Source organism: Paenibacillus sedimenti, assembly GCF_014534655.1.
GTDB classification, from domain to species: domain Bacteria; phylum Bacillota; class Bacilli; order Paenibacillales; family NBRC-103111; genus Paenibacillus_E; species Paenibacillus_E sedimenti.
In genome coordinates, this window is record NZ_JACVVD010000001.1 from 1090876 (window position 1) to 1109778 (window position 18903).

The window sequence follows — 18903 nt, forward strand, 5'->3', positions numbered from 1 at the left end:
ATTTTACATGACTTCGCAAGTGTAAAATCGCAACAGCTTGCCGCGATTAAACGCGAGTCACTTTACCGGACTTTAACGCACGAGCGCTTACGTAAACACGTTTAGGTTTACCATCAACGAGGATGCGAACCTTTTGAACGTTAACTCCCCAAGTACGCTTGTTTTTATTGTTAGCGTGGGACACGTGATTTCCAGTGCCTGGACTTTTACCTGTAATAAAGCATTTGCGGGACATGTTTGACACCTCCTTCGGCAGTATACAAAGCAGCCTGGGTGGCAAGCCTAAGCTTGACTTGACAGCTTTCCTCAAATTTAATCTCGGTTTTATCTTATCAATAAACAAACCGCAAAAACACACTTAGATATAATAGCATAGCGCGAGGAGCCTAGTCAACGAATTGCCTGTATTTTTGCCGTTTATTTATTTAGTATGTTATAGTACAATGAAGATTAGTCCATAATCCCATACATAGAGAGTTAGTTTTACTGAAGAAAACTCAGGAAACTCGAAGGAGTTGTAGAATAATGCCGATTGAGCTTACAACCGAATACGGAAAAGTTACTGTTACCAATGAAGTGCTTGCAACTCTGGCAGGTTCCGCTGCCTTGGATTGTTATGGACTTGTTGGCATGGCGACTAGAAAACAGCTGAAGGATGGAATCGCAGAGTTGCTTGGACGGGACAATTTGACCCGCGGTGTCGAAGTGCGTCGAGAAAACGGGCGGCTCGAAATTGATCTCTACATTATCGTCAGCTACGGCACCAAAATATCCGTTGTCGCGGGTAATGTGCAAACCAAAGTTAAATATATTTTAAATGAAGTCGTAGGACTCCATGTGGACGATGTGAATATTTTTGTTCAAGGCGTTCGCGTTGCTAAGTAAAAGCCCCGATAACCAGGAAGGAGAATCGCTTTGAGTAAGCGCTTTATTTCAATAAATGGAAATGACTTCACCGCCATGGTCTTGGCGGGTGCGGATAACCTTCGCCGTAACGTAGACAAGGTTAACGGATTAAACGTTTTCCCCGTACCCGACGGAGATACCGGCACCAACATGAATCTGACTATCACCTCCGGTGTGGAGGAACTGAAAAAGAAGCCATCCTCTCATATTGGGAAAGCTGCTGATGCGTTGTCCAAAGGATTACTGATGGGTGCAAGAGGAAACTCAGGCGTTATTTTGTCGCAGCTGTTTCGCGGTTTCGCGAAGCATGTACATGATTTGGAAACTGTGAACGTACAGCAGTTCGCGGCTGCTTTGCAGCAAGGCGTGGAGACGGCTTATAAAGCAGTGGTCAAACCTGTAGAAGGCACAATATTGACAGTGTCGAAGGAAGCAGCTAAGCATGCGACGCAGTATAGACGCGGCGGAGACTTGGCGGATCTGATGCAGGAAGTTCTGAGCAAAGCGAAGGAAGCCCTCGCCAGAACGCCTGAACAGCTCCCTGTGCTTAAACAAGTCGGCGTTGTAGATGCCGGTGGACAAGGTCTTGTATGTGTCTATGAGGGCTTTGTCACGGCGCTGAACGGCGGTCTTGTCGATGTCAGTGATGAGTATGCGTCGATGGATACGACGCTAGACCATGTATCTGTTGTTCCTGCGATCAATTTGTCCAAGGAAGCTCATGAACTTTTGCCTGCACAAGCTCATTTGGCTACGGAAGATATCGTATTCGGATATTGTACGGAATTTATGTTGACGATCCAGCCAGGCAAAGTCAAAGGACTGACGTTCGATGAGAGCGGTTTTCGTGATCAGTTAAGCAAGCTGGGTGATTCGCTTCTTGTTGTAGCGGACGATGAGCTGGTGAAAGTACACATTCATGCCGAGTATCCGGGTGAAGTCATGAACCAGGCCATGAAATATGGGGCTCTGAGCCGTATCAAAATTGAAAATATGCGCGACCAGCATTCACATATATTAGAAGATGCTGCAGGTGTATATGCAGCTTCTGAAGACGTTGCAATTGAGACGGCCGTGCCTCTTGAAGTACGCAAGCCTTATGGTTTCGTAGCCGTAGCTCTTGGCGACGGCATTACCGATATACTCACCAGCGTTGGCGTCGATGTTGTATTATCCGGCGGACAGACGATGAATCCAAGCACGGAGGACATCGTCAATGCAGTGAACAGCATTCATGCGGAAACTGTGTTCGTGCTGCCGAACAACTCGAATATTATTTTGGCGGCTCAGCAAGCAGCGCAATTGGTGGAAGGGAAGTCGCTCATCGTGATCCCGTCCAAATCAATTCCGCAGGGACTTGCAGCGATTCTTGCCTTCCAAGAAAAGGCAGAGGCGAAGGCGAATACCGAGGCGATGAACGCCTCGCTTAAACGAGTTAAATCAGGGCAGGTCACTTATGCAGTACGCGACACGAACATGGATGGCATTGACATTAAACAAGGTCACTTCATTGGCATTCAAGACGGACGTATTGTCAGCTCTCAGCCAAGCCTGATGGATGCTTGCAAAAAGCTTCTGCAGGAAATGATTGAGGATGGCAATGAAATTGTCACGATCCTTACAGGGGAAGATGCAAAAGAGGAAGAGACCGAGGAGCTGGAAGCATTTATTCATGAAATGTATCCGGACATGGAAATCGAGCTTCATCCGGGCGGACAGCCGTTGTACGCATACTTGTTCTCGGTGGAATGAAAAAATAGGATGGGGTGAGCCCTGTTTGAGCAAAATTAGGATCGTTACAGACAGCACAGCCGATATTCCACTCTCGGTAAGGCAAGAATTGATTATCGAGATGGTACCGCTGAAAATACATTTCGGTAGTGAAGAATATCTGGATGCGGTGACTTTGCAATCAGATCAATTCTACGAGAAACTGAGAACGTCTACGCATTTTCCTAGGACCTCGCAGCCTTCTCCAGCGGAATTTCTGGATTTATATCGGAAGCTGCTTGAAGGGCCTGATACCGAAATCATTTCAATTCATTTATCATCCGCGCTTAGCGGAACCTATCAGTCCGCATTGCTGGCTTCTACGATGCTGGAAGAGGACGAGGGCAAAGTTCATGTGGTAGACTCGCGATCTGCTTCTTACGGGATCGGAGCACTCGTTGTAGCGGCAGCGAAAGCTGCAATGGAGGGTCAAAGTACGGAACAAATATTGCAGCTTGTTCGATCGATGAGAGAGAACTTCTATATATACTTTTTAGTCGATACGCTCGAATTTTTGCAAAAAGGCGGCAGAATCGGCAAGGCTTCCGCTTTGTTCGGCTCCTTACTAAACATTAAACCGATTTTATCGATTGACGCGGAGGGTGAAGTCGCAGCAATTGAGAAGGTTCGCGGCCACAAAAAAGCGATCGCGCGCATCCTGGAGCTGCTAGCTGCGGATTTGGCAGGCGGCGGCATTCATACGCTGCATATTGCGCATGCGAATAATTTGGAAGGCGCGGAACAACTGCGTGAGGTCATTTTGCAGCACTTTGCCGTGCAGCATGCGGACTATATCGCGCTCGGACCTGTCATAGGCGCACATGCCGGTCCAGGGACGATCGCAGCTTTCGTGAGCAAGGTGTAGGATGATGGATTTAAATCAGTGTGCAGTACGCGAAGTCCATGGCGTTGGAGCTCAAAAAGCAGTTGAGCTGAATGCCATGGGCATTTTTACGGTTATGGATTTACTGGAATACATACCGTTTCGATATGAGGACTATACGGTTCGGGACTTAGCGAGCGTCAAGGACGGCGATCGGGTGACGGTACAGGGCGTCATTATCGGTGAGCCGGTGCTGCATCGCTACAGCGGCAAATCCCGGCTATCCTGCAAGGTAATGGTCGATCAGTTTCTGCTGACGGCGGTGTGGTTCAACCGCCACTTCTTAAAGGACCGCTTGCGGCCCAAGCAGGAGATCGTACTCACCGGCAAATGGGATGGCAAGCGCAGACAAATGAGCGTGTCCGACTCGGAATTCCCCGGACAAGGCGCTTCCAAAACCGGCACGGTACAACCGGTATACTCGGTTGCAGGCTCCATTTCGCAAAAATGGATGCGTAAGGTCATTCAGCAGGCGCTGACTCAGTACAGCGCCTTGATCGTAGAGGTGCTGCCGGCTGGGATTGTCAGCCGGTACGGGTTCATGCCGCGCGGCAAGGCGCTGTCCGTCATCCATACGCCGAGCGGCGTGGAGGAAGGGAAGCATGCGCGCCGGCGCATGGTGTACGAAGAGCTGTTCCTGTTCCAGCTCAAGCTGCAGGCATACCGCGCGGTGACGCGCAGCCGCGCGGACGGGGTAAAGCAGCAGGTCGATCTGCCTGCTGTCCGCGCCTTCGTGCGCGCGCTGCCCTTCCAGCTGACTGAGTCGCAGAAGAAGGTCGTCGGCGAGATCCTGCACGATATGCAGGAGCCTTATTGCATGAACCGCCTGCTGCAGGGCGATGTCGGTGCGGGGAAGACGGTCGTCGCAGCGATAGTGCTCTATGCGACGGTGAAGGCCGGCTACCAAGGCGCGCTGATGGTGCCGACGGAAATCCTCGCCGAGCAGCACAAGCGCTCGCTCGACAAAATATTCGAGCCTTACGGTCTGCAGGTGGCGTTGCTCACGGGCAGCTCTACCGACCGCCAACGGCGGGATATCCTGGCCTCCTTGCAAATGGGCATGATCGACGTCATCGTCGGTACGCATGCCCTGATTCAAGAGGACGTATATTTCCGCCAGCTGGGGCTCGTCGTGACCGATGAGCAGCACCGTTTCGGGGTGAACCAGCGCAGCATCCTGCGGCGCAAGGGGATGAACCCCGACGTGCTGACGATGACGGCGACGCCGATCCCGCGCACGCTGGCGATCACCGCGTTCGGCGACATGGACGTGTCGACGCTGCGTGAGCTGCCGAAGGGGCGGAAGCCGATCAAGACTTACGCCGTCCAGCATTCGATGCTGGAGCGCGTGCTTGGCTTCATTCAGCGTGAAGTCGCGGCGGGGCGTCAGGCGTACGTCATTTGTCCGCTAATCGAGGAGTCGGACAAGCTGGACGTACAGAACGCCATCGACGTCCACATTCAGCTGCAGCAGCATTTTCCGCAAATGCGGATCGGCTTGCTGCACGGCAGGATGAGCGCGCAGGAGAAGGAAGCCATCATGCGTGAATTCAAGGAAGGCAACGTGGCTGCACTGGTCTCGACCACGGTCATTGAGGTCGGCGTGGACGTGCCAAATGCCACGCTCATGGTTATCTACGACGCCGACCGCTTCGGCCTGTCACAGCTGCACCAGCTTCGCGGGCGGGTTGGCCGCGGCGAGCACCAGTCTTACTGCGTGCTCATCGCCGACCCGAAGACCGAGGTCGGCAAGGAGCGCATGAAAGCGATGACGGACACGGCTGACGGCTTCGAGATCGCGCGGCGTGATCTGGAGCTGCGAGGACCTGGCGACTTCTTCGGCACCAAGCAAAGCGGCCTGCCGGATTTTCGCATTGCCGACATGATGGTCGACTTCGAAATCATGGAACAGGCTCGCGACGACGCAGCTGAGCTCGTAGGCGATTCGACCTTCTGGACGGGAGCGTCATTTGTGCCGCTACGGGCTTACTTGCAGCGCGCGCAGGTATTTGACAGTGAAGTTTTAGACTAACAGCTAAATCTTATAAAAACGCTAGAATGGACTGATCAATAACAGTTCATTCTAGCGTTTTTCTCATTCATTAGCCTCGTACATTCGCACGATATTCCGACGGTGGAATCGTTAAATATTTGACAATGATAATCATTATCAAATAAACTGAAACTGAACTTAAACTAGAACTAACACTCCCTAGATTTGGCTGGATATGTTGAATTCGGATAAGAAGGAGCTGAGATTGTGTTGCAACGTTCCCCCAAAGATGATACGGGTGATTTTTTGTTTCACTTTTCTTCCATTAAAATTTACAATGAGCATACTCTGGTGGCCGCTCCAATGGGTTCTGGTGTATATGTTAGACATAAGGAGGGCGACTGGGAGGGACTTCGTCAAGGGATGCCGGAAGATGTACATGTGAACCGGCTCATCATTCAAACCGGGAAGCTCTTTGCTTGTACGAATAAGGGATTGTTTGAATTCGATATGATCTGCGAGCTGTGGCGCGATACGGGGCTGGTTATTGGCTGTTATCAGTTGAGAGAAGCCGGAGGTCAGCTATGGGCTGCAACTCCATACGGTCTTTGGAGCCGAACCGGCACCGGATGGCACAAAATAGCCTACTCGCATGTTAGGGTCTATGACTTTCTATTTTATCCTGAATTTATCATTCTCGCGCTTGAGTTTGGTATCGCCGTTTATGATCGGCTGGTGGGCGTATGGATGGAATTTCCCTTTAATGAGGCGGTTACAGGCCTTGCAGTTTTTGAGGGACATATTCTGGGTGTTACCGAAAATGGCACTTTATTGCATGGCGATAAGCAGGGAGGCTTTGAGCAAATTCGGTTCCCGCATCTGTTTCTGTTCTCCATCGTGACAAAGGGTTCGGAAGTCTATGCTTGCTCGGATCGCGGTTTATTCCGTATTAGCTGCATCCGAGATCAAATAACACTCATATCTGTAAGATTGGGTTGTCCTGTAACGGACATAGATTGCAATGCGGATAACTTATATATGGCTACATTGTTTCAAGGGATTCAAAGGTTGGAGCTATAAGGGAAATATTTGACCGTATTCAGATTCGATTTTAATATGATAGTAAGCTTACTATTTTATTAGAAACGAAGGTGTACGGACATTGACTTATTTCTTATGTTATTTGATGCTGATGAATATTGTTACGTTTATAGAAATGGGACACGACAAAGGACAAGCTAAGAAAGGCGGGCGCCGGGTGCCGGAGAAGCGTCTGTTTATACTCGCTGCCCTAGGCGGCGGAATTGGCGGTTGGCTCGGTATGAGGGCGTGGCGACACAAGACGAAACATACCTCGTTTGTCGTCGGGATGCCATTGCTCATTGCGCTCAATGCCATTTGCGTTATTGTGATCGCGTTGAATATGTAGATGCAAAGTGGAATCGTCCAATGGATAGGGTTGCAAGTCAAGTTTGCGGTATTTCGCTCATAAGATAGGAACATGACGCTGATCGGAGGTAAGCTCATGAGCTATCAACAGTATGGGATTGATCCAGCCTTGGTGGAACGCGTGAAGTTTAAACTGAAAAATCCTGAGACGAAAGAACGTATCAAAATGCTGCTGCAGGGCGTCACGAAGGCCGATTTGCAAAATCGTTCCAAAGTGACTCGCTTGCTCGGGCTTGCTGCCGGCATCTTTGGAGAGAAGCTTGCCGGCAATCAGGCGAATCAAATTGTGGATTTTGTCATCGCGCAGAAAATTGATCCGTCCAACGCATTCCATTTACTTAAGTTATGGGCTATATTTCATTAACGCGAATAAATCCCCTGTCCCGTTGCAATAAAGCAACAAAACAGGGGATTTTCACAATGCGCTTTCATGTAAATGATAGGTTTCTTTGTTCACTGGCTGTTTTGTTCGTCACGCTTCTCTGCAATGAAACCGCTGATACTTTCTTTGCGGCGATCATTCTTAGCTTCAATGTCTTGCTTATCTTGGGCGGAAATTTCATCGGCATGTTCGTCCAAATAATCTTCAGCTTCACGTAAGTTGGCAACGGTATGATCGATCGCGTTTTGCAAACGAGCCGGATTATTTTCGCGGTTGTCTGGTTTAGCCATTTCGTGGTTCCCTCCTTTATGCACTGAATTTAACCCTTCATTACAGTTCCACAGAGTTGTGAAGAATATACGGAAAAAATAGTCAAGTTTCTATCATTCTCTTCATACATTATCCCAAAAGAGTATATATAGAGGTGAATGGTATGGCAATTACACTTGCAGAATTTTTACTGTCGATCTTCATGTCCTCGATTTTTTATGTTATGTTGAGAGAAATCAGAAACGCTTGCAAAGACTCTGGGTAGTGCCGATTTGCAGCTGGAATGGAGAAGGTAAGTAATGCTGGGATTTGCTATATTACTTGCATTTAATTTCATAGGATATGGCATTCAAATAAGCCTAAACGTGCCGCTTCCAGGCAATATTATCGGGCTTATTCTATTTACCGCCGCACTATTCGCGGGGCTTATTAAATTGGAATGGGTGGAGGGCGCCGCGTCGTTCTTGACGAAGCATATGATGCTTTTTTTTCTTCCGTTTACTGTGGGTGTAATCGCATTCACGCCAATGCTTGGCGCGAATTGGTTATCCATCTGCAGTGGCATCGCCCTAGGGACGTTGGCGGTATTGATTGTGACGGGTTGGGTTTCCTCGATGCTTAACAAGGAAGCGCCGGAAGAAGGTGCAGCGGATGGAAAATAGTTTCGTCCAGCATCCGTTATTCGGACTTTCGATGAGTGTTATCGCTTATTCTGCGGCCAATTTACTTTATCAGCGATGGCGGTTTCTTCATCCGCTTTTTGTATGCACAGGATTTATTATCATATTGCTGCTCAGCTTTCAAATCCCTTATGAAGATTACAAGCGGGGCGCCGATCTGTTGACACTAATATTGGGGCCAGCAACCGTGGCACTCGGCGTTCAGCTTTACAAATATGCGCCTTTGATACGTAAAAATTTTAAACGTGTTTTATTCAGTGTCCTAGCCGGGTCTGTGACAGGGATTTCGATCAGTGCTTTGATTGTCGGGCTTTTTGGCGGGAGTCAATCGATCATTCTGAGCATGATGCCTAAATCCGTTAGTTCGCCAATAGCCATCGAAATCGCTCAGCACTTGGGGGCTATCCCTGAGTTGACGGCTGTATTAACGACATTAACCGGTCTTTTCGGCAGTATGTTTGGCACGCAAATCTTACGCTGGCTTCATATTCGTGACGACATCTCTATCGGCATCGCGATCGGAACCGCCGCTCACGGAATCGGAACGGCCAAAGTGCTGAAGGACTCCGAGGTGCAGGGGAGCTTTAGCGGCCTGTCGATGGGAATATGCGGCATTCTGACCTCGATTCTTTTCATTCCGATTTATTTGCTGCTGCATCATTAAATAGAAATCGTCATTGAAAGCAGAACTCCTGATGGAGTTCTGTTTTTTGTTTTTTGTAGTCGCCTGTAAAAACATTACAAAAGCTTAACAACACGAAAACGGCCGCTTAATAAACCTTTGCTAACCTTAAATTATTAGATTCAGTAGAAAGGCGTGTGGAAGATGAGTCAAGTCCTTCTAAATACGGCGCCGCAGCATTCCAAGCTGTCTGTCATGCTTGCGACAAGCGCACAAGAAATTGAACATGCTATGCGTTTAAGGTATGAAGTTTTCGTGGAAGAAGAGAAAAACATGCGGATGCTGAATGAGGAAGGATTGGAGAAAGACGCCTACGATGCGTTCTGCGATCACTTGATTGTCAAAGATCTGGAAACGGATCGTGTAGTCGGAACGTACCGACTGCTCCCTGGAGACCGGGCGGTCAACAATATCGGATTTTATTCCGAAACTGAATTTGATTTGTCAGCGTACGCCCCATTCAAAACTCAAACCTTAGAGCTGGGACGCAGCTGTATCGCGCCCGAATACCGTGGAGGTAAAGCTATCCAGCTGCTTTGGGAGGGAATAGCTTCTTATATTAGTGAGCGAAATTGTACGCATTTGATTGGTTGTGCAAGTGTGCACATGAACAATCTTGATGAATTGAACTTGATTTATACGATGCTGCGACAAAAACAAGTGTTGACCGATCGTTTCGGGATTCGTCCTCTCGCGACGCACCGTATCCCCGGTCTAACGGTTCTGGAGACGGAATGCAATGAAAAAGAAGTTTTCCGCAAGCTGCCGCCGCTGATGAAAGGTTATCAATGGCTCGGCGCGGAAATTGGCGGGGATCCGGCGTATGATGAACTCTTTGAAACCGTAGATTTCTTTATTATCCTTCAGAAGGATCGTGTGACCCGTAGATACAAGCGCCACTTCTTGAACGCTTGAATAGTTCATAAGACACGGGAGGGGTAGTTTTGTACGATTGGATCGCGAAATTGACAACGAATGATACGTTGCTGCGCCGTTTATCGAATGGTTTCAGCTTCTTTCCCAGCTGGCTGATGAATGGTGTATGCGCTATTATGGCACGTGTACTGTTTTGGGGAGCAAGAAAAGGCGTTCGCAGACGGATTGAACGGAATATGGGGGATTTGCTTGCCCCGTTACCTCTAAGCATTTTAAAGCGGAATAGTTTGAACTATTTTCGAAATTTGGTGTTCACACTATATGAAATTTTGTTCCGATCGCATCGCATGGAGAAGTATGCCATTTCCTCATTTGATGTTCGTGGGGAGGCGAACCTGCATGAAGCTCAGGTACGGGCGCAGGGAAAAGGGTTCATCGTGTATACGCCGCACATGGGTAACTTTTTCTACTACTATTGGTATTTGACTCGCAAGTATGATTGTTTGACGATTGCCTCAGCCGGAAGCCCGGAGCTCCGACCTCTCTATTTGAAATTCCAAGCGATGGGCTGCAAAGGTCTCGATTATGACAGCACACCGCCGCTGGAAATGTACCGCACGTTGAAAAAGCATTTGTCAGGTGGTGGCGTGCTCTTTATCCTGGGCGATTTCTGGCGTCCTACCTTTCCAATCTCGCGGCTTTTCGGTAGACTCACCCGGACGCCTGAAGGGGCGGCGATGCTTGCGTTGGAGATTCGAGTACCTATCGTGCCTTTTTACGGTTATAGAGTAAAAGGATTTCGGCATCGTCTTGTTTTTGAACAGCCTATGTATTTGTTTGAACAGTTTTCACGTTCTCAACGTACGGAAGCGAATCAGGTGCTAAATCTCTTCATGGAGCGGGTTATTAGGGATCGGCCTTCAGAATGGTTTTACTGGTTTAACGTGCATGAACACTGGGAAAAAGCACGGGTGACGGGCGCCGCAGAACGGATGGATGAGACGGGAAACAGCGTGCGCGCTTCAGAAGCAGCAGGATAACAACGACGAAAAGGATAGGTGAATGACCCATGGATACAGGAAGCCACTTATTGTTTGGAGTCACATTAGCAGGACTTTCGTGTTTGGAACCAGCCGTTGCCGGGGAACCTGCACTTGCCCATGCTATACTCGCCGGCACCTTAATCGGCTCGCATGCACCTGATTTTGATACGGTCGCTCGCTTGCGAGGCTATTCGAGCTACGTTCGAATACACCGGGGAATCACACATTCGTTACCTGCCTTATTTCTCTGGCCCATAATCCTCAGCTTGCCAATTGCAGCCATATTCGGTGTCTGGGACCATCTGATCAGCCTTTATCTATGGACATTCGCTGCCGTTGTGTTTCACGTGTTCCTTGATTTATTTAACGTATACGGTGTTCAGTGCTTTCGGCCTTTTTCGAAAAAATGGTTCCACCTCGATACTTTGTGTCTCTATGAACCTTTCTTGTTCGGTATCCATACTGTAGGTGTGCTGTTGTGGTTATTGGTATGGCAAGGAAACAGTAATAGCTCTATTGGAATGATTTTCGCCTGGATCTATGGGGCAACCTTTGCTTACATCGCCATCCGTTCCTGGCAGCGTTATTATTTGATTAATCGGGTGAAAAGCGAACTAGGTCGCGATGGGATCTGCCATCTGATTCCCGGATTGAGCTGGTTTCATTGGCAATTCGTGCTGGAGAGCGAAGGAAGCTTCTTCCTTGGCGTCATCTGCTTCGGCAACGTTCAGATTCAAGAGGAATATACCCGAACGAACTATACGCAAGGGGATTCTCACCCGATCGTTCAAGCGACCCTGACCACGGACGGCGTTCGCGCATTCCTGCACTTCGCACAGCGCATCCATGTGTGCTGGAAAGAGAAGCACGACGGCTACGAAGTACAGTGGCGCGATGTGCGGTTCTGGCATAAGCACAAGCTGCCTTTCGGCGTGAATGTGCAGCTGGATCGCGACATGAACGTGATCAGCGATACGCTCGGTTGGGATAAGAAGGCGTGGGATCCGCCTTATGTTTGAAAATTGAAAAACCTTGCCTCTCTTGAGCAAGGTTTTCTTTACTTTTGTTTTATTTATTTAACGGGTTGATTGAACGTACCTTCAAAAAGCAGCTCAATCACCGGGCGCCTTGAGGAAGGCACTTCACGTTCTTGAAATTTCTCAGCTAACGCATCAACGGGTCCGCGATAGCCGATGGCAATAACCGCGTGAATGTCGTAGTCAGTAGGAACGCCAAGCGCTTCGCGAGCCTGCTGTCTGTCAAAACCGCCCATCGCGTGGGTGACAAGACCTTGATTGGCAGCTTCCAGTGCAAGGTAGCCCCAGGAGGCTCCGGCGTCAAAAGCGTGCGACGTGTTCGGATTGCCATTCAAAGTTTGTGTGTTTGAGATAACAACCGCAAGTACAGGAACTTTCTCGCACCATTCACGATTTCCGGGTGCGATAAAGGTATGGAATGAGGCTCTTTCTTCAGCCGTACGTGCGATAATGTAACGCCAAGGTTGCAAATTACCGCCAGACGGAGCCCAGCGTGCCGCCTCGAAGAGGCTTAGTAAAACGTCCTCGGGCACTTCTTGATCTTTGAAGGAGCGCGGGGACCAACGTGTCAGAAACTGCGGGTTAATCTCATGGTCAGGCTGGCGGTGGGTTTCAACTTCTGAAGGTAGAACTTGGGTCATCATGGATTCCTCCTTTTTTTCAACTCCCCATCATTTTAACTGATTTTTCCATATAATACGAATTCGCCGAATAGGCAAGAGTTGTATGTTTCCCAATAATTAGGTAAAACTAGTTGGTATGATATAATGTACCGAGAAGAGGTGCGAGTTGATGGTGAATTTTACGAGTCAAGATATTACGATTATTGAAAGAGCACTGAGAACGGCCATGAAACATGAGCAAGAGGAGAACAGATCCCGGGATTATCGGGAAGTGCTGTTGAAGCTGCAGGAAAGCGCTGAGCAAGCGCTGAAATTGAATGCCAGGACGACGCTTGAAGATCATGACGGGATTCGTTACGATTATGATGACTCTTCGGATCTTATGTAGACATACGAACGTATATTCTGTAAAATAGAAGAAACTATTTGGTAAGGAGATTCGACTTATGAATCCTTTAACTGGCAAGGTTTCTTCCATCGCAGAAATGATAGACTGGATTCGCAAATCGCCTGAGATCATGTCTCAGGTTACATATTGGCATACGATACCCCCGCGCGATCCGAAGCTGGCTGAATTTCCAGAAGGACTGCACGAGGGTATTCGTTCTGCGCTAAAGCATAAAAATATTAACCGATTATATACGCATCAATCAGATTCGTTTCGAGAGGCGACTGCCGGCAATCACGTGGTTACGGTGACGCCGACGGCATCGGGCAAAACCCTTTGTTACAATCTGCCTGTGCTGCAAAAAATTCTTGAAAACGACGCATCGCGCGCGTTGTATTTGTTTCCAACCAAAGCGCTCGCGCAAGATCAGGTGGCGGAGTTGCAGGAAATGGTCGACTTCATGGAGGTCGATATTAAGACGCACACGTATGACGGTGATACACCCCCAACGGTAAGGCAAGCGATTCGCAATGCCGGGCATATCGTGGTGACGAACCCCGATATGCTGCATTCAGCCATCCTGCCGCACCATACGAAGTGGGTGAAGCTGTTTGAGAATTTGAACTATATTGTGATTGATGAGGTACATTCATATCGCGGGGTATTTGGTTCACATGTTGCGAATGTCATTCGCAGATTGAAGCGGATTTGTCGATTTTACGGCTCGAATCCGCGGTTTATTTGCGCTTCGGCGACAATCGATAATCCGAAGGAGCATGCGGAGCGGCTGATTGGGGAGAGCGTGTCGCTAATCGACAATAATGGAGCGCCGGCAGGCGAGAAGCACTTTGTGTTCTATAATCCGCCGGTCGTGAATCAGCAGCTCGGCATTCGCAAGAGCTCGGTGCTGGAGACGCGCAAGCTGGCGGGAACGCTGCTGCGGAGCGGGATCCAGACGATTGTTTTTGCCCGGAGCCGCGTGCGCGTGGAGATATTGCTGACCTATCTACAGGAGCTTATCGCGCATGAACTGGGCAGCAAATCGATCCGCGGCTACCGCGGCGGCTATCTCCCGAAGCTGCGCCGGGAGATCGAGAGAGGCTTACGCAGCGGAGAAATCCGCGGCGTCGTCAGCACGAACGCGCTTGAGCTGGGCATCGACATCGGCCAGCTGCAAGCGTGCGTGCTCAACGGCTATCCGGGCACGATAGCCAGCACTTGGCAGCAGTCCGGGCGTGCCGGACGGCGGCAGGAGACCTCGCTGACGATTCTCGTCGCGAGCAGCAACCCGCTGGATCAATATTTGATCCAGAATCCGCGGTATTTCTTCGAGCGGCCGCCGGAGCAGGCGCTCATACACCCAGACAACCTGATCATTCTCGTGGATCATGTAAAATGTGCGGCTTATGAGCTTCCATTTGAAGCGAATGAAAGCTTCGGAGGTGAGCAGCTTACGGATATTTTGGAGTTTTTGACCGAGGAGCAGGTGCTTCATCAGGTGAAGGACCGCTGGTATTGGATGGAGCAGTCTTTTCCGGCGCATAACATCTCTTTGCGCTCGGCGGCGCAGGAGAACTTCATCATCATCGATATGACGAACGGACATCGCGTGATTGGAGAATGCGATCGCTTCAGCGCTCCGACGCTTATTCATGAAGAGGCGATCTATATCCATGAAGGCATCCAATTCCAAGTTGAGAAGTTGGATTATGAAGAGAAGAAGGCGTACGTTCGTCAAGTGAACGTGGATTATTTCACTGACGCTAGTTTAGCGGTTCAGCTTAAAGTGCTGCATGTGAACCGGGAAGGTAACTCAGGCGGACTGCTCCGACAACTTGGGGAAGTCACCGTTAATGCGCAGCCTACGATTTTCAAAAAAATTCGTTTGAAGACACATGAGAACATAGGTTCCGGTCCTATACGGCTTCCGGAAGAAGAGCTGCATACGAGCTCATACTGGTTTACATTCGATGAGTCGATGTCGGCAGGCCGCAGCGCGAACGATATGCAGCACGCGCTGCTCGGCATCGCGAACGTGCTGGCTCATATCGCGCCGCTCTATTTGATGTGCGACCCGATGGATATTCGGGTCGTGCCACAGGTGCGCGCCGTGCATAACAAGCTGCCGACGGTGTTTTTCTATGACCGCTATCCGGGCGGCGTAGGTCTGAGCGAGCGGCTGTACGAAGTGCACGGCCAGCTCATGGATCAGGCGCGCAGCCTCATCACCGGCTGCGGCTGCCTAAGCGGCTGCCCGGCCTGCGTCGGGCCGATCGAAGAGGTCGGCTTGCTCGGCAAGCAGCTCGCCCTGGAGCTGCTGTCGCAGCTCGAAGGCGGTGCCCGATGAGCGGGCTCCGCGAGAGACTCAGCCGCCTCCGGGGAACCGAGGCGGCACCTGCGGCTCCGCCGCCTGCGCCGGAAGCGGGCGGCGAATGGGCGCAGCTCGGCGCCCATGTCGAAACGAGCCCGGCAGGCTCGTTCGTGATGCGGCGCCGGACGTACGGCGCAGACAGCGTGCACGGCAAGTATCGGCTGAGCGAGCTCGCCGAACATGTGCAGCAGCTGTCCTGCTTTCACGACCGCGATGCCGTCGTCCGTATCGAAGAGCTGCTCTTCTTCGATACGGAGACGACCGGACTCGGCGTCGGAGCGGGCAACGTGCCGTTCCTCGTCGGCATCGGCTATTACAGTGGAGAGCTGTTCATTATTGAACAGCTCTTGATTCGCAACCCTGCAGAAGAGCACGCGATGCTCGCCTATCTGCAAGCGTTGCTCCCGCGCTTTACACATATTGTTTCTTATAACGGCCGCACGTTTGATTGGCCGATTTTGAAGAACCGCTATGTGCTCAACCGACTAAAGCTGGACGACTCCGAGCTGCTTCAACTTGATCTTCTCTATCCGTCTCGCAGCTTGTGGCGGAACTCATTACCCTCATGCCGGCTCAGCAAAGTCGAGGAAAGCCGCCTCGGTTTCGAACGTGTCGATGATGTGCCCGGTTCTATGGCGCCGACGCTCTATTTTCAATACCTGGCTGAAAAAGATCCTTCTGTGCTTCAGGGCGTATTCGTCCATAATGAGCACGATATTGTGACTTTGGCGGCGCTGTCGATTCATTTCGGCAAGCTGCTGGGAGGTTCGGATTGCATGGAAGTCAACGCAGATAAGGATTCCGGTATAAGTTTGGATTCTGATCCGGAATCAGGTATGGGTGATTATATAGACTTAGAAGAACGCTATCGGACGGGACTATGGCTAGAGAAGATGGGGCGATCTGCACTTGCGGAGCAAGTGCTTGATAAGCTCTTCGCAATACTTCTACATGAGGCTCATTCCTCAGCATCGCAAACCGGTACTATGCAACCATCAGGAGCATTCACTCATTCTGATCAGGAGTCAACGCTCTTGCTCTTAGCTTCGTTTTATAAGAAAAAAGGGAAATACCCGCGATCCGTCGAGTTGTGGAAGCGATGGATCGAAGCCAAACATGCCAGTATTGCGCTCCAGTTGGAGCCCTACTTGGAATTGGCGATGTACTATGAGCACCGTGAGAAAAATGTTCGTCAAGCGCTCTTTTATGCTGAAGAAGCATGGGCTAAGCTGTGGCGCAGGCGTTCCTTGCAGCGCAGCGACAGCAAGCATGCGGAAGCTGAAGAGGCATTGGAGCGGCGTATTCGGCGGCTGAAAGAAAAGCTGCAAAAGATGGAAAGCCCGGAATCCCGGCTTAACCTCTCCAAAACGTCGCAAGCCAAAGCGGCGAAACCGCGCCGTTTGAAACCAGTGTACGTTAGTGAAGGCTTGATTTGACTTCGAGTTTTTTTCTTCAGGGATTTGGTCCGTTTATTAGCCGTTCTTTTTGGACATACAAGGAAGAAAACGGCAAGGAGCAAGCAGCATGCCTGAACTTCCGGAAATGGAAACGTACCGCCTGCAATTGACCCCTTTGATTCAAGGGATGACCATAACCGGGGTCGAAGTTACCCGTCCTAAATCATTGAATGTGGAGCCTGAGCGATTTGCTCAAGCGCTGACAGGCAGCCGTATTGTACGTATAGATCGCAGAGCGAAACACTTGATATTTCTATTAGCAACCGGAGAGGTGCTGCTTCTGCATCTCATGCTTGGGGGTTCCTTGTTCTATGGCTCGGCGGAAGAGAAACCGGATCGGACGGCACAGGTTGTGATCGATTTCGGAACGAAAAATTTATATTTTATCGGGCTGCGCCTTGGTTATTTGCATTTACACAAGCTCGCAGATTTGGAGTCGCTGTTAAGCAAGCTTGGCCCGGAGCCGCTTGAATCCGACTTCACTTTTGACGAATTCCAGCAAGTCCTCAAAGGCAAGAAAGGCAGCCTCAAAGTAACGTTGGTTGATCAGACTGTCTTATCAGGCATCGGAAACTGTTATTCGGATGAGATTTGTTTTTATGCAGGACTGCTGCCGATTCGCAAGGTTCCATCCTTCAACATTGAGGAGCTGAACCGCCTGTACCAGGCGATGCGGACCGTTCTGCACGAAGCTATTGGCTACGGCGGGTATATGGATTCTCCTTTATTTGCCGGTGATCGATTAACCGGAGGGTTTGATGCGCGTTGCCGGGTTTACGATAGGGAAGGGGAGCCCTGTATGCGGTGCAGGCATCCTCTTATTAAGGTTGAGGTATCAAGCCGCAAATGTTTTTACTGTGCGAATTGTCAGATATGAGGGGGCTGAGCATGCATGTTTATTGGCTCTCATGTGAGTACGCGAGGCGGCTATATAGGCGCCGCCAAGACAGCTTTATCCATAGGTGCTAATGCCTTTCAGTATTTTCCGATGAACCCCCGAAGTCTGGCCACCAAAGTTTTTAGTCTCCGTGATGCTGAAGCATGCGCGCAATTTTGCCAAGAGCAGAGAATGTTGTCAATTGGTCATGCACCTTATCCTTTGAATCCTGCAGCCGGAGACGATGAGAGAAGTTTGATGGTACGGCTTTTGATCAACGGATTGGAAATTACCGGGGCTTGCGGGTCTGTAGGTCTTGTGGTGCATTTTGGAAAATATGTTGGAAAAGACCCGTTACAAGGCTACAAAAATATAATACAATGTTTGAATAGCGCAACGCGGGCGTATCGCGGATCGTCATTGATTTTACTTGAAAATCAAGCCGGAGAAGGCGCTCAAATGGGGCTGACGCTGGAAGAGATGGTACAGGTGCGTAAGCTCTGTGAACACCCGGAGAAAATTGGTTTTTGTTTAGATACGTGCCATGCTTTTGCTAGTGGAATGTGGCGTGGCGATGATTGGAAAGAGATGGAGACGAGGGGCGAGAGACTGGATTACCTCCCGCACTTGAAAGCTGTCCACCTTAACGACTCTGTTCATCCCTGCGGTTCCCGTCGAGATCGTCATGCGAATATCGGAGCCGGCTATATTGGAAACGATCACATGCGGCAACTGTTAACTTCCAGACATTTGCAGCATCTACCTATCGTATTAGAAACAGGAACAGGCCGGGATGGAACCCACCGCGAAGAAATATTGCATGTAAAATCATTGGCAGGAAAGGGAGATCCGCGATGATTCATATTTATTTAGACGATCTGCGGCCTTGTCCGCAAGGCTTCGCATTAGCTAAAAACGCAGAAGAGTGCATCATGATGCTGGACACATGTGAAGTGGATATTCTGTCATTAGATCATGATCTTGGCTGGGGGACGCAGCAAACGGGTATGGATGTTGTGCTTTGGATGATTCAAAAGAGAATTTTTCCGAGAAGCATTTACATTCATACCTCAAGCCCGTCAGCATGTACAAATATGTATCAAATGCTCTACTCGGTCAAGCCCGAAACGGTGAAGCTTTATCCGGGACGCATTCCGGACGATGTGCTCTGGCAAATTGCCACGGGAACGCATAAAAACGGTTAGTCAGCGAAAGG

At 49.8% G+C, this 18903-nt stretch carries 21 protein-coding genes; 18 read left to right on the top strand and 3 right to left on the bottom strand.

All coding sequences use genetic code 11. From position 1 onward, the window contains the following. Positions 1-46 precede the first annotated feature (46 nt). Complete coding sequence (rpmB, locus tag ICC18_RS04315) at positions 47-235, bottom strand: 50S ribosomal protein L28 (RefSeq protein WP_134754871.1); 189 nt, start codon at positions 233-235, stop codon at positions 47-49. A 290-nt stretch (positions 236-525) separates the two neighbouring features. Between rpmB and ICC18_RS04320 the strand changes: the two genes are divergently transcribed. The 7 genes from ICC18_RS04320 (at position 526) to ICC18_RS04350 (ending at position 7365) form a co-directional block, all read left to right on the top strand. After that, positions 526-885, top strand: coding sequence for an Asp23/Gls24 family envelope stress response protein (locus ICC18_RS04320; protein WP_188173115.1), 360 nt, complete (start codon positions 526-528; stop codon positions 883-885). A gap of 30 nt (positions 886-915) precedes the next feature. Continuing rightward, the gene (locus ICC18_RS04325; RefSeq protein WP_188173116.1) at positions 916-2658 is read left to right on the top strand and encodes a fatty acid kinase ATP-binding subunit FakA; all 1743 of its coding nucleotides are present in this window, start codon (positions 916-918) and stop codon (positions 2656-2658) included. Positions 2659-2683: 25 nt separating this feature from the next. Continuing rightward, positions 2684-3541: a fatty acid kinase binding subunit FakB gene (locus ICC18_RS04330; protein ID WP_188173117.1), complete on the top strand. Its 858-nt coding sequence runs from the start codon at positions 2684-2686 to the stop codon at positions 3539-3541. A gap of 1 nt (position 3542) precedes the next feature. Next, positions 3543-5591: an ATP-dependent DNA helicase RecG gene (gene recG, locus ICC18_RS04335; RefSeq protein WP_188173118.1), complete on the top strand. Its 2049-nt coding sequence runs from the start codon at positions 3543-3545 to the stop codon at positions 5589-5591. Positions 5592-5819: 228 nt separating this feature from the next. Beyond that, entirely contained in the window at positions 5820-6632 is an 813-nt protein-coding gene (locus tag ICC18_RS04340) for a hypothetical protein (RefSeq protein WP_188173119.1), read from the top strand. Positions 6633-6714: 82 nt separating this feature from the next. After that, on the top strand, positions 6715-6981 hold the full coding sequence (locus ICC18_RS04345; protein WP_188173120.1) for a DUF1294 domain-containing protein: 267 nt from the start codon (positions 6715-6717) through the stop codon (positions 6979-6981). Positions 6982-7077: 96 nt separating this feature from the next. Further along, on the top strand, positions 7078-7365 hold the full coding sequence (locus tag ICC18_RS04350; RefSeq protein WP_188173121.1) for a stage VI sporulation protein F: 288 nt from the start codon (positions 7078-7080) through the stop codon (positions 7363-7365). An 89-nt stretch (positions 7366-7454) separates the two neighbouring features. Here ICC18_RS04350 and tlp read toward each other — a convergent pair whose 3' ends face one another. Next, complete coding sequence (tlp, locus tag ICC18_RS04355; RefSeq protein WP_188173122.1) at positions 7455-7673, bottom strand: small acid-soluble spore protein Tlp; 219 nt, start codon at positions 7671-7673, stop codon at positions 7455-7457. Positions 7674-7952: 279 nt separating this feature from the next. Between tlp and ICC18_RS04360 the strand changes: the two genes are divergently transcribed. The 5 genes from ICC18_RS04360 to ICC18_RS04380 all read left to right on the top strand — a co-directional run bounded on the left by ICC18_RS04360 (position 7953) and on the right by ICC18_RS04380 (position 11953). After that, entirely contained in the window at positions 7953-8315 is a 363-nt protein-coding gene (locus tag ICC18_RS04360) for a CidA/LrgA family protein (protein ID WP_188173123.1), read from the top strand. After that, positions 8305-8997 carry an LrgB family protein gene (locus tag ICC18_RS04365; RefSeq protein ID WP_188173124.1) on the top strand — a complete coding sequence of 231 codons (693 nt, stop codon included), beginning with the start codon at positions 8305-8307 and terminating at the stop codon, positions 8995-8997. The genes ICC18_RS04360 and ICC18_RS04365 overlap by 11 nt, the downstream gene beginning before the upstream one ends. 162 nt (positions 8998-9159) lie before the next feature. Beyond that, positions 9160-9930, top strand: coding sequence for a GNAT family N-acetyltransferase (locus tag ICC18_RS04370; RefSeq protein WP_188173125.1), 771 nt, complete (start codon positions 9160-9162; stop codon positions 9928-9930). Positions 9931-9959: 29 nt separating this feature from the next. Continuing rightward, positions 9960-10931, top strand: a complete 972-nt coding sequence (locus tag ICC18_RS04375) for a lysophospholipid acyltransferase family protein (RefSeq protein ID WP_188173126.1) — start codon at positions 9960-9962, stop codon at positions 10929-10931. Between the two features lie 29 nt (positions 10932-10960). Then, positions 10961-11953 carry a metal-dependent hydrolase gene (locus tag ICC18_RS04380; protein ID WP_188173127.1) on the top strand — a complete coding sequence of 331 codons (993 nt, stop codon included), beginning with the start codon at positions 10961-10963 and terminating at the stop codon, positions 11951-11953. A 53-nt stretch (positions 11954-12006) separates the two neighbouring features. On the opposite strand, the gene ICC18_RS04385 is transcribed toward ICC18_RS04380, so the two are convergent. Continuing rightward, entirely contained in the window at positions 12007-12612 is a 606-nt protein-coding gene (locus ICC18_RS04385) for a nitroreductase family protein (RefSeq protein ID WP_188173231.1), read from the bottom strand. A 151-nt stretch (positions 12613-12763) separates the two neighbouring features. Between ICC18_RS04385 and ICC18_RS04390 the strand changes: the two genes are divergently transcribed. The 6 genes from ICC18_RS04390 to ICC18_RS04415 all read left to right on the top strand — a co-directional run bounded on the left by ICC18_RS04390 (position 12764) and on the right by ICC18_RS04415 (position 18892). After that, on the top strand, positions 12764-12982 hold the full coding sequence (locus ICC18_RS04390) for a hypothetical protein (RefSeq protein WP_188173128.1): 219 nt from the start codon (positions 12764-12766) through the stop codon (positions 12980-12982). A gap of 58 nt (positions 12983-13040) precedes the next feature. Beyond that, positions 13041-15329, top strand: a complete 2289-nt coding sequence (locus ICC18_RS04395; RefSeq protein WP_188173129.1) for a DEAD/DEAH box helicase — start codon at positions 13041-13043, stop codon at positions 15327-15329. Next, a complete protein-coding gene (locus tag ICC18_RS04400) occupies positions 15326-16789 on the top strand; it encodes a ribonuclease H-like domain-containing protein (protein ID WP_188173130.1) in 1464 nt (487 codons plus the stop codon). Before ICC18_RS04395 ends, ICC18_RS04400 begins: the two co-directional genes overlap by 4 nt. Positions 16790-16877: 88 nt before the next feature. After that, entirely contained in the window at positions 16878-17687 is an 810-nt protein-coding gene (gene mutM / locus ICC18_RS04405) for a bifunctional DNA-formamidopyrimidine glycosylase/DNA-(apurinic or apyrimidinic site) lyase (RefSeq protein ID WP_188173131.1), read from the top strand. Positions 17688-17702: 15 nt separating this feature from the next. Continuing rightward, positions 17703-18545, top strand: a complete 843-nt coding sequence (locus tag ICC18_RS04410; protein ID WP_188173132.1) for a deoxyribonuclease IV — start codon at positions 17703-17705, stop codon at positions 18543-18545. After that, on the top strand, positions 18542-18892 hold the full coding sequence (locus ICC18_RS04415; RefSeq protein WP_188173133.1) for a cyclic-phosphate processing receiver domain-containing protein: 351 nt from the start codon (positions 18542-18544) through the stop codon (positions 18890-18892). Before ICC18_RS04410 ends, ICC18_RS04415 begins: the two co-directional genes overlap by 4 nt. Positions 18893-18903 lie beyond the last annotated feature (11 nt).

What these genes read in the sequence shown, in the direction of transcription:
- rpmB (WP_134754871.1), bottom strand. Translation starts at nt 235, where the DNA reads ATGTCCCGCAAATGCTTTATTACAGGTAAAAGTCCAGGCACTGGAAAT.
- ICC18_RS04320 (WP_188173115.1), top strand. Translation starts at nt 526, where the DNA reads ATGCCGATTGAGCTTACAACCGAATACGGAAAAGTTACTGTTACCAAT.
- recG (WP_188173118.1), top strand. Translation starts at nt 3,543, where the DNA reads ATGATGGATTTAAATCAGTGTGCAGTACGCGAAGTCCATGGCGTTGGA.
- ICC18_RS04350 (WP_188173121.1), top strand. Translation starts at nt 7,078, where the DNA reads ATGAGCTATCAACAGTATGGGATTGATCCAGCCTTGGTGGAACGCGTG.
- tlp (WP_188173122.1), bottom strand. Translation starts at nt 7,673, where the DNA reads ATGGCTAAACCAGACAACCGCGAAAATAATCCGGCTCGTTTGCAAAAC.
- ICC18_RS04360 (WP_188173123.1), top strand. Translation starts at nt 7,953, where the DNA reads ATGCTGGGATTTGCTATATTACTTGCATTTAATTTCATAGGATATGGC.
- ICC18_RS04365 (WP_188173124.1), top strand. Translation starts at nt 8,305, where the DNA reads ATGGAAAATAGTTTCGTCCAGCATCCGTTATTCGGACTTTCGATGAGT.
- ICC18_RS04370 (WP_188173125.1), top strand. Translation starts at nt 9,160, where the DNA reads ATGAGTCAAGTCCTTCTAAATACGGCGCCGCAGCATTCCAAGCTGTCT.
- ICC18_RS04380 (WP_188173127.1), top strand. Translation starts at nt 10,961, where the DNA reads ATGGATACAGGAAGCCACTTATTGTTTGGAGTCACATTAGCAGGACTT.
- ICC18_RS04385 (WP_188173231.1), bottom strand. Translation starts at nt 12,612, where the DNA reads ATGACCCAAGTTCTACCTTCAGAAGTTGAAACCCACCGCCAGCCTGAC.
- ICC18_RS04390 (WP_188173128.1), top strand. Translation starts at nt 12,764, where the DNA reads ATGGTGAATTTTACGAGTCAAGATATTACGATTATTGAAAGAGCACTG.
- ICC18_RS04395 (WP_188173129.1), top strand. Translation starts at nt 13,041, where the DNA reads ATGAATCCTTTAACTGGCAAGGTTTCTTCCATCGCAGAAATGATAGAC.
- ICC18_RS04400 (WP_188173130.1), top strand. Translation starts at nt 15,326, where the DNA reads ATGAGCGGGCTCCGCGAGAGACTCAGCCGCCTCCGGGGAACCGAGGCG.
- mutM (WP_188173131.1), top strand. Translation starts at nt 16,878, where the DNA reads ATGCCTGAACTTCCGGAAATGGAAACGTACCGCCTGCAATTGACCCCT.
- ICC18_RS04410 (WP_188173132.1), top strand. Translation starts at nt 17,703, where the DNA reads ATGTTTATTGGCTCTCATGTGAGTACGCGAGGCGGCTATATAGGCGCC.
- ICC18_RS04415 (WP_188173133.1), top strand. Translation starts at nt 18,542, where the DNA reads ATGATTCATATTTATTTAGACGATCTGCGGCCTTGTCCGCAAGGCTTC.